Origin of the sequence: Acinetobacter sp. RF14B, from assembly GCF_006864105.1 — a bacterium.
GTDB lineage: Bacteria > Pseudomonadota > Gammaproteobacteria > Pseudomonadales > Moraxellaceae > Acinetobacter > Acinetobacter lwoffii_C.
Genome location: NZ_SMTB01000099.1, coordinates 1 through 8,229, shown reverse-complemented (window position 1 = coordinate 8,229; position 8,229 = coordinate 1). Strand labels below are relative to the sequence as shown.

At 43.4% G+C, this 8,229-nt stretch carries 11 protein-coding genes; 9 read left to right on the top strand and 2 right to left on the bottom strand.

What is annotated here, in order from left to right:
- The 6 genes from E2K52_RS12285 to E2K52_RS12260 all read left to right on the top strand — a co-directional run.
- The coding region (locus E2K52_RS12285; RefSeq protein WP_151205360.1) for a transglycosylase SLT domain-containing protein at window positions 1-832 on the top strand (832 nt) is incomplete at its 5' end.
- 47 nt (window positions 833-879) lie between these two features.
- Complete coding sequence (locus E2K52_RS12280; RefSeq protein ID WP_151205361.1) at window positions 880-1,506, top strand: ribonuclease I; 627 nt, start codon at window positions 880-882, stop codon at window positions 1,504-1,506.
- 172 nt (window positions 1,507-1,678) lie between these two features.
- Entirely contained in the window at window positions 1,679-2,665 is a 987-nt protein-coding gene (locus E2K52_RS12275) for a malate dehydrogenase (protein ID WP_151205359.1), read from the top strand.
- A 158-nt stretch (window positions 2,666-2,823) separates the two neighbouring features.
- Entirely contained in the window at window positions 2,824-3,102 is a 279-nt protein-coding gene (locus E2K52_RS12270) for a DUF2789 family protein (RefSeq protein ID WP_151205358.1), read from the top strand.
- 63 nt (window positions 3,103-3,165) lie between these two features.
- On the top strand, window positions 3,166-3,420 hold the full coding sequence (locus tag E2K52_RS12265) for a DUF2789 family protein (RefSeq protein WP_151205357.1): 255 nt from the start codon (window positions 3,166-3,168) through the stop codon (window positions 3,418-3,420).
- 121 nt (window positions 3,421-3,541) lie between these two features.
- A complete protein-coding gene (locus tag E2K52_RS12260) occupies window positions 3,542-3,796 on the top strand; it encodes a DUF2789 family protein (protein ID WP_151205356.1) in 255 nt (84 codons plus the stop codon).
- Window positions 3,797-3,877: 81 nt separating this feature from the next.
- Here the strand turns inward: E2K52_RS12260 and E2K52_RS12255 are convergent, their stop codons facing one another.
- Together E2K52_RS12255 and E2K52_RS12250 are read right to left on the bottom strand one after the other, a co-directional pair.
- Window positions 3,878-4,405 carry a hypothetical protein gene (locus tag E2K52_RS12255; protein ID WP_151205355.1) on the bottom strand — a complete coding sequence of 176 codons (528 nt, stop codon included), beginning with the start codon at window positions 4,403-4,405 and terminating at the stop codon, window positions 3,878-3,880.
- A gap of 52 nt (window positions 4,406-4,457) precedes the next feature.
- The gene (locus tag E2K52_RS12250; protein WP_151205354.1) at window positions 4,458-5,060 is read right to left on the bottom strand and encodes a 2OG-Fe(II) oxygenase; all 603 of its coding nucleotides are present in this window, start codon (window positions 5,058-5,060) and stop codon (window positions 4,458-4,460) included.
- A 115-nt stretch (window positions 5,061-5,175) separates the two neighbouring features.
- Here E2K52_RS12250 and E2K52_RS12245 point away from each other — a divergent pair, with 115 nt between their 5' ends.
- The 3 genes from E2K52_RS12245 to E2K52_RS12235 are packed head-to-tail and all read left to right on the top strand — an operon-like array spanning window position 5,176 to window position 7,991.
- Entirely contained in the window at window positions 5,176-6,033 is an 858-nt protein-coding gene (locus tag E2K52_RS12245; protein ID WP_151205353.1) for a 23S rRNA (adenine(2030)-N(6))-methyltransferase RlmJ, read from the top strand.
- A 37-nt stretch (window positions 6,034-6,070) separates the two neighbouring features.
- Complete coding sequence (gene pssA, locus E2K52_RS12240; RefSeq protein ID WP_151205352.1) at window positions 6,071-6,892, top strand: CDP-diacylglycerol--serine O-phosphatidyltransferase; 822 nt, start codon at window positions 6,071-6,073, stop codon at window positions 6,890-6,892.
- A 19-nt stretch (window positions 6,893-6,911) separates the two neighbouring features.
- Window positions 6,912-7,991 carry a DUF6670 family protein gene (locus E2K52_RS12235; protein WP_151205351.1) on the top strand — a complete coding sequence of 360 codons (1,080 nt, stop codon included), beginning with the start codon at window positions 6,912-6,914 and terminating at the stop codon, window positions 7,989-7,991.
- The last annotated feature ends 238 nt before the right edge of the window (window positions 7,992-8,229 follow it).

The following is an 8,229-nucleotide window of genomic DNA, read 5'->3' as shown; positions in this document are numbered from 1 at the left end:
CTATCATAATCTGCTGGCACGGGATCGTTTGGGGCAAGTCGTAGCAGGAGCGCCAAACGCTACCCAACCGTCGAATCAGGCCATGCAGCGCTTAAATCAGGATGTACATTTCCGTCGTGCTTTTGCCTTGCGCGATATTGATGCACCAGCAAATTATATTAACCGTGAATGGAACTGGGCAGTGCGCCAGGCTTATCTCAAGCATGATGATGACCTGCTTTTGGCCGCAGCAAAACGTGCGCATGACATGGGGTGGCATGATCGTGCCATTTATGCTGCTGATCGTACTGTCAAGAAGCATAATTATACCTATCGCTATCCAATGCCGTACCAGAACTATGTGGTGAGCCATAGTCGTACAGTGAGTCTGGATCCAGCCTGGGCTTATGGCCTGATGCGTCAGGAAAGTCGTTTCAATACAGTGGCACGTTCCCATGTCGGGGCAGGCGGCTTAATGCAGATCATGCCGGATACGGCCAAGCTGGTCGCGCGCCAAATGGGAGAAGCGTATAATCCGGCTGCGTTAACCGATATGAATACCAATATCCGTTATGGAACCTTCTATTTATCAACAATTCAGCGTCAATTAAGCCAAAGTCCAGTGCTGGCAACCGCAGGCTATAATGCCGGTCCAAACCGCGCACGCCGCTGGCAGCCGGAATTTCAGAGTATTGCAGCAGACCAATATACAGAGTCTATTCCTTTGCTTGAAACACGAGATTATGTGAAACATGTTATGACGAATGCGACGTATTACGGCATTTTATTAGGGCAGGGTGCACAGTCGATCGGAAAAAGAATGCAGGCGATACCTTTACGAAGTACTCAATAATTCAAAATATCTGAAGGGATAAAGTAATTGTGTTCAAAAAAGGAAAAATGGATGCCCGAATTTGTGGTGGAGGGGTGGTACTACTCGGTTTAGCCACGAGTCCCCTTGCCCTTGCAGAGCCCACCGGCTATATCATGGAAGTGCAAATGGTACCGGCGATGTGTTATTTGTATCCGGAGTATTCGAAAAAAAGAAAATGCCTAGAAGGCTATTCGTTGAATATTTCGGGTCTTTATCCGCAAACCACCAGTACCTCGTGTAATACCAACAGTTCTGCCACACTTTCGCCCTTACAGGCCAAGGTGGTAGCACGAATTATGCCTGATGAAAGTACCCGGGCTGGCTTGTGGCGCAGTATTGGGGGCTGCGTACCGATGAATGCCAGTCAGTACTTTCGGACCATCATTAATTATGCCGACCGTCTGAAAGTACCTGAAGAGCTGACTGAGCAGGAAAGCCAGACAATCGCCCTGGATGCGCTGCGCAGAAAGTTTCTGAGAATCAATCCACAATTGCCGTCGACGGCTATCCGGTTTCACTGTGTTTCTACGCGCCCTAACAGTATGCTGACTTCACTTAAAGTCTGTTATAACAGCAGGGGCAGTTATAAGGCTTGTCCGGCCAATCTGTTGAATACATGCCCGGCTGTGGTGACAATTAAAGGTATATACTGAGCTTTTCTGCGGATTTAATTTATATTTCCTATCAGACTTTTGTTGAAATCCATTCCCTTTTACATGCATCTAGACAAGGATTGGAGTACAATCTTTGCCGTTTATGATTATTAAGATTAGATAGAACAGCTATTTAATCGCATTAACTATCCTCTCAACTGGAGATAATTACATGAAGCAACCTGTTCGCGTTGCCGTTACTGGCGCTGCTGGTCAAATTGGTTACAGCCTTTTATTCCGTATCGCTAGCGGTGAAATGTTGGGTAAAGACCAACCAGTTATTCTTCAATTATTAGAAATTCCTGTTGAGAAAGCTCAACAAGCGCTGAAAGGCGTAATGATGGAACTTGATGACTGTGCTTTCCCATTATTGGCAGGCATGATCGGTACTGATGATCCTAAAGTTGCATTCAAAGATGCTGACTATGCATTGTTGGTAGGTTCTCGTCCACGTGGTCCTGGTATGGAACGTGCTGACTTGCTTAAAGTCAACGGCGAAATCTTCATTGGTCAAGGTCAAGCACTAAACGAAGTTGCAAGCCGTGACGTTAAAGTTCTGGTTGTAGGTAACCCTGCGAACACGAATGCTTACATCGCTATGAAATCTGCTCCAGACCTTCCAGCGAAAAACTTCACAGCAATGTTGCGTCTTGACCACAACCGTGCCTTGACTCAACTTGCTCAAAAAGCGGGTGTTGCAGTTTCTGACATCGAAAACATGACGGTTTGGGGTAACCACTCTCCAACAATGTATGCTGACTACCGTTTTGCAAATGTAAACGGTGAAAGCTTAAAAGACAAAATCAACGATGCTGAGTGGAACAAAGACGTATTCCTTCCAACTGTTGGTAAACGTGGTGCTGCGATCATCGAAGCACGTGGTCTGTCTTCTGCTGCTTCTGCTGCAAATGCTGCAATCGACCATATGCGTGACTGGGCGCTTGGCACTAACGGCAAATGGGTAACTATGGGTATCCCTTCTGACGGTTCTTACGGTATCCCTGAAGGTGTAATGTTCGGTTTCCCTGTAACCATTGAAAACGGTGAATACAAAATCGTTCAAGGTCTTGAAATCGACGAGTTCAGCCGTGAGCGTATCAACGTTACACTGAACGAGCTTGAAGAAGAGCGCGCAGCAGTGGCTGACATGCTTAAATAATTTAACTTTTTAATTAAATTAAAAGAAAGGCACTCTGGTTAGGGTGCTTTTTTATTGAACAAAAAATAACATCCTGTGAAGGAGAGACAACTGAGTTTGTTGTATAGGCAGGCTAAGGTAGATACAAGATTATAATTCAAAAGGGGGAGGTCATACAGATGTTAGAACAACGCTCAACCTTCGAACTTTTTTTTGAGCAATTGGGACTGGATTCCAGTCCTGAAGCGATAGATGAATTTATTAATACCCATCAAATTGGTATGGATGTACCGCTACACAAAGCACCATTTTGGAGTAAGTCACAACATGACTTTTTAATCAGTCACTGGAAGAAAGATGATGACTGGGCCATATGGGTAGATGTGCTAAATGAGCAGTTACATACTGAAGCCGTGGGCTCAGGCTCCTGTAGCTTGCCCAGTGGCAAATCAAACTAAAGTTTTTGATATTAACATTTTAATCATCTAACTTACTGATAAGTTGAATAATGGAGTTTGTTTATGCTTATGGAACAACAGGTCACGCTGGAACTACTTTTTGAACAACTTGGTTTACCGTCAGATGAAGCTTCAATTGAGCAATTTGCTAAAGATCATCAGTTAGATGCTAAAGTGGCTTTGCCAGATGCCGAATTCTGGAGCGAAGGACAGAGTGCCTTTTTACGTGAACACTGGCATCAGGATGATGAATGGATTGTCATTATTGACAAGTTAAATCAGTTGCTTCATGTGGAAAGTGACAAAGCAGCAGAATAAGCCCCATAACGTACAAAAAGACACAACAAACCTAGTCAATTGACTAGGTTTTTTTTCGATTGTCTTATAAGTTAGATCTATAATTAATGACAGTTTCTCTGATAAATATAAGGAGGACGAGATGCTCGGAAGGACCCCATCTTTAGAGTTGTTGTTTTCACAACTCGGCCTGGCCAATAGTCCGGCTGCTATCGAATTGTATATACGTACGCATCAACTGCCTGCACATATTTCTCTGCATGATGCGCCGTTTTGGAATAAATCACAGCGTTCTTTATTAATTAGTCATCTGGTGCAGGATGATGACTGGGCGATTTGGGTGGATGAACTCAATCAGCAGTTGCACATGGATGCTTATCGCCGTCAACTTGCCTGATACAGGCTTTAAAAGCATTTAGGATTCAATGAAAAAGCGCCTGATCTCAGGCGCTTTTTCAAAAGAAAGATTAAAGCGAGTTTAGTGCATTTTACTTTTGAGCAATTTTTCGAACCATTCTAGGGATCGGTACGCTTCAAAGGCGGGATGCTGCTGTAATAATCCCAGATCAAATTCGGAGCTCGTGCTGTATTTTTTTAACCAGTGCCGGGTTAATGCCGGCTCATTTTTGCTGACAGAGGCATAAGCCAGGAAGAAATAAATCTCACCATGCTCATAATGGGTCATGGGTTTTAGGATTTGCTGGGTAATCAGGGCATAACGGGGCTCTTTGGTGAGTTCAAAGAAAATCATATACGCCTTGGCCAAATGCAAAGAGAGATTGATATACAGGCGTAGCGGCATCTCCTCAAATTCAACTCGTCCTTGTTCGAGCAGTACAACCGCTTCTTGCAGAAAATGAACCTGTTCCTGATAGAACTGGCTTAAGCTCACCAGTTGCAAGCGAAGATCGGCACGTTCAAGCGCTAATTCTGGCGTATTGCCTTGTAAATACAACTGGTCAGTTTCACCTAGACGTTCAATAATCTGCTGGCTGTTTAATCGCATGCATGCCATCCTTAATTCTCAATAATGCTGATATGAGGCCAGAACTTAAAATTTAAAGCACGGCCGCATCACTACGTAGCCAGGCTGTAATGGACAGACGCTGATGTTTGGCCTCTAAAACCTCATGCAAAATATCACTCTGAAACAGGGCAAGACGATTTGGTTCAGGACGAATGGTATGCCATACCTCGTGTTTATCCTGCAAGCGTAATTCTCCGCCCCAATCCTCTTGCCATTGATCATGCAAATAATACACTGCGGAAATCATTCTGCCATTTTTGCCTTTTGGATTATCGCGATGTAAGGCATAAAACTCTCCTGCTTCATAACAGGAAAAATGTGCTTCCACTTCCTTGATTCCCAAATAAAAGACCCGGTTGAAAATCTGGCCCAAAGCCAGCAGGTTTTGTACATGCTGGTGAGAAATGCTGAGATTTTCATTCAGCCATAAAATCCGGTCACTACGAATGTTGCTGACCACCCCATTTTGAATGGCAGCATCACGGAAATAAGCCAGATTGCTACGACACTCAGCCATCAACTGTTTAATATAGCTTGCATCATAAGCATGATCGATCAGACTAAAACCCTGTTGATTCAAATCATCAAGAATTTGGTCAATAGACCAGGACTTTGGGAAATGAGCAGCATCCATAAAATAAACCTGTGAAAAGGGGAAAAAATGTTCAGTTATTCTAGGGGAAGAATCCGATCTGAACGAAACTATTTTTCATGTTAAAATGGTTGTTGATATGAGGAAATAATGAAACATGAATTACCGTCACCATTACCACGCGGGTAACTTTGCCGATGTCATGAAGCACGTACTACTGCTTCAGCTGTTGGCTCGACTGAATGCAAAAGATAAACCATATCGCTATGTAGATACACATGGTGGTGCGGGTAAGTATGATTTATCGACCTCTGAGGCACAAAAATCAGGTGAGTTCTTAAACGGTATTCATCGTCTGGTCAAGCTGGACGATTCAATCAAGCGTAATGCACCGCAAGGGGTTCAGCAATATTTAAAAGTTGTTGAAAAAATGCGTGAAAACTTTGGCAAAGGAGCGTATCCGGGTTCGCCGTGGTTTGCTCTGGAAGGCATGCGCGAAATTGATAAAGCCACTATTTTTGAAATGCAGCGTGATGTATTTCAGCAGCTTCGTCAGAATATTTTTGACAAACGCGCAGGCTTGCATGAGCGGGATGCCTATGAAGGATTACTTGCGGTCATTCCCCCTAAGGAAAAACGCGGTCTGGTCATGATTGACCCGCCTTATGAACAAGAGCGTAAAGATTTCCCGCAATTGGTTGAACTGATTGCAGCGGCTTATAAAAAATGGCCGACAGGTGTGTTAGCGGTTTGGTATCCAATTAAAGACCGTGCCATGATCGAACGTTTTGAAAAGAAAATGTTTAAGACCGGTATTCGCCGTCAGTTAATTTGCGAACTCTGTGTCTGGCCAGACGATACTCCAGTTGGCCTGAATGGTTGTGGTCTCTTGGTCATTAACCCGCCTTGGAAATTCTCTGAAGATGCAGATGAAGCATTACAGTGGTTATTTCCGCATTTACGTATGCAGGAAAATGGCGGCCATGCTGCGGTACGCTGGTTGGTCGGTGAATAATTTTTTCAGAAAATGGTCATAGTTAGGATCGACAAATATGACAAATACAAGCAAACCGGAAAGCGATTCTTCATTAGACTTGCCTTTTGATGGGATTACCTTCGAGGTGGAAGAAGAAGAGCATACCCAGGAAGGGCAGAAAGTTAAACGTCGAGGGATCTATCTGTGGCCAAATCTGATAACAACCGCTGCGTTGTTATCAGGCTTTTATTCCATTATTGCCAGTATGAATGGCGAGTTTCAGCAAGCCATTTATGCCATTTTTCTGGCCGCTTTGTTTGATGGTCTGGATGGGCGTGTTGCACGTGCAATCGGCGCGCAAAGTCCGTTTGGTGAACAGTTTGACTCACTGTCAGATATGCTGGCCTTTGGGGTGGCACCAGCCATTTTAATGTATAGCTGGGGACTGAGTGATCTTGGTCGCATCGGTCTGGCAGCCTGTTTTGTTTATACGGCTTGTGCGGCTTTTCGTTTAGCGCGTTTTAATGTGCAGATTGGTGTGGTCGATAAACGTTACTTTATTGGTGTGGCCAGTCCTTTGGCAGCGATCATGATTGTTTCAATGGTTTGGGTCGGGCTGGATTTTCCTGAAATCTTCGATACCCGAGAGCTATCCATACAAATATTAAATGCAATAGTGATTATTGGTAGCGGTTTATTGATGATTTCCAATATCAAATACTATTCATTTAAGACTGTAGAGCGTAAACGTGTCCCGTTCTTTGTGTTACCAATCGCCGTCTTTATCTTTGCTGCGATGACTTATAATATTCCGGTCGGCATTTTAGTGATTTCTATCATTTATGCCTTATCTGGCTTTGTTACCACTTTCATGGCAAAAAGACAGCACGTATTATAAAAAGATTAAGGAGTCTGATATGCAGTTTCTTCAAGATTTTTTAGATCGTTCGAAACAGCTGAATCAGACTCCGACTGTTTCGTCGAAGCATCTGGCTTATCATGGCCCAACCTCAAGATACAAAATCATTCATCAGGGATTGATAATTCCTGGTCTACCCGCCCCCCTGCATTATCTCAGTTTTCTCAGCATTATCGGACAGCCCAATGCACCGATGCTGGCGAATCCCAGTGCGATCCAGACCACTGCGCTAGATACTGCGACAGTCATTTGCAGTTCAAGTCCTCACATGGTGGGACAGTTACAGAGCTATTCAATTCAACAGGACTGTAAATTTTCATCGGGCATGTTTCAATTTTTGGATCGGGAAAAGTTGACCGGATACTTTCCACACTTTCAACTCCAACGCTCTGATGCCGAACTGAGTTTTGATCTCAGCATTCATACCACTGATCTGGTGTCCCACTTTACCCAGATGCGATTTTCACTGGCAGATCATTGGTCATTAGTGTGTCATTGTCAGGGTACTGTGACCTATAAAGATCAGAAATATACAATTGAAAGTCTCGGAAGTTTTGAATACGCCCGCAGTTTTAATTTTCCTTATCTTCCTCTGGCTTTTTTTAGCTATCAGATGATTAATCTAAGTAATAATCGGCAGCTATTGCTGGCTCAGATCCGTAATAGCCTGAATCAGATTGTACAGTCGAGAATCTATCTACGTGATTTGAATCGTATGCAAACCTGGCTGTTTGACCAAAAGGTTTATTTTAAAGTGCATCGTGTCTACCCGAGTGTCAAAACGCCAAATGGACAAAAGATGTATTTGCCACGAGAGTTTGAGTGGTGCTATGCAGATGATCGGGGAAACCAGATCTGGGTGCAGGGTCAAAGTCGCGGTGATTTTAAATTTGGCATGGCAGCGGGCTATGTGGGCAGTTTTCATTATCAGGTAAAAATAAATGAGCAGACTGAAAAAGGCGATAGCGGCTATATAGAGTATGTGGATTGCCGACCTTTACGCTTTCAGGAAAAAGATAAGGCAGAAAAACTATTAGCTAACCTGGCTAATCCTGTGCCTTTTTTAATCAAGAAATAGAGAAAATGGGGTTTTTGTGGAATAAATAACCAGTTGAGATGTTATTTTGAGAAAAATTCAAAATAGGTGTTGCAAGCCTTCTGAAATGCTGTAGAATGCACATCCATCGGTAGTGATGAAGATTAAAACTTGTTAGGAAACAAGGATTTAGCACAAGGTGTTGAGTTTAGGTGTCTTGAATGAGTTTAAAAATAATCGGATTTACTGGTTGACTTTCTACAAAGAAAGCGTAACATAG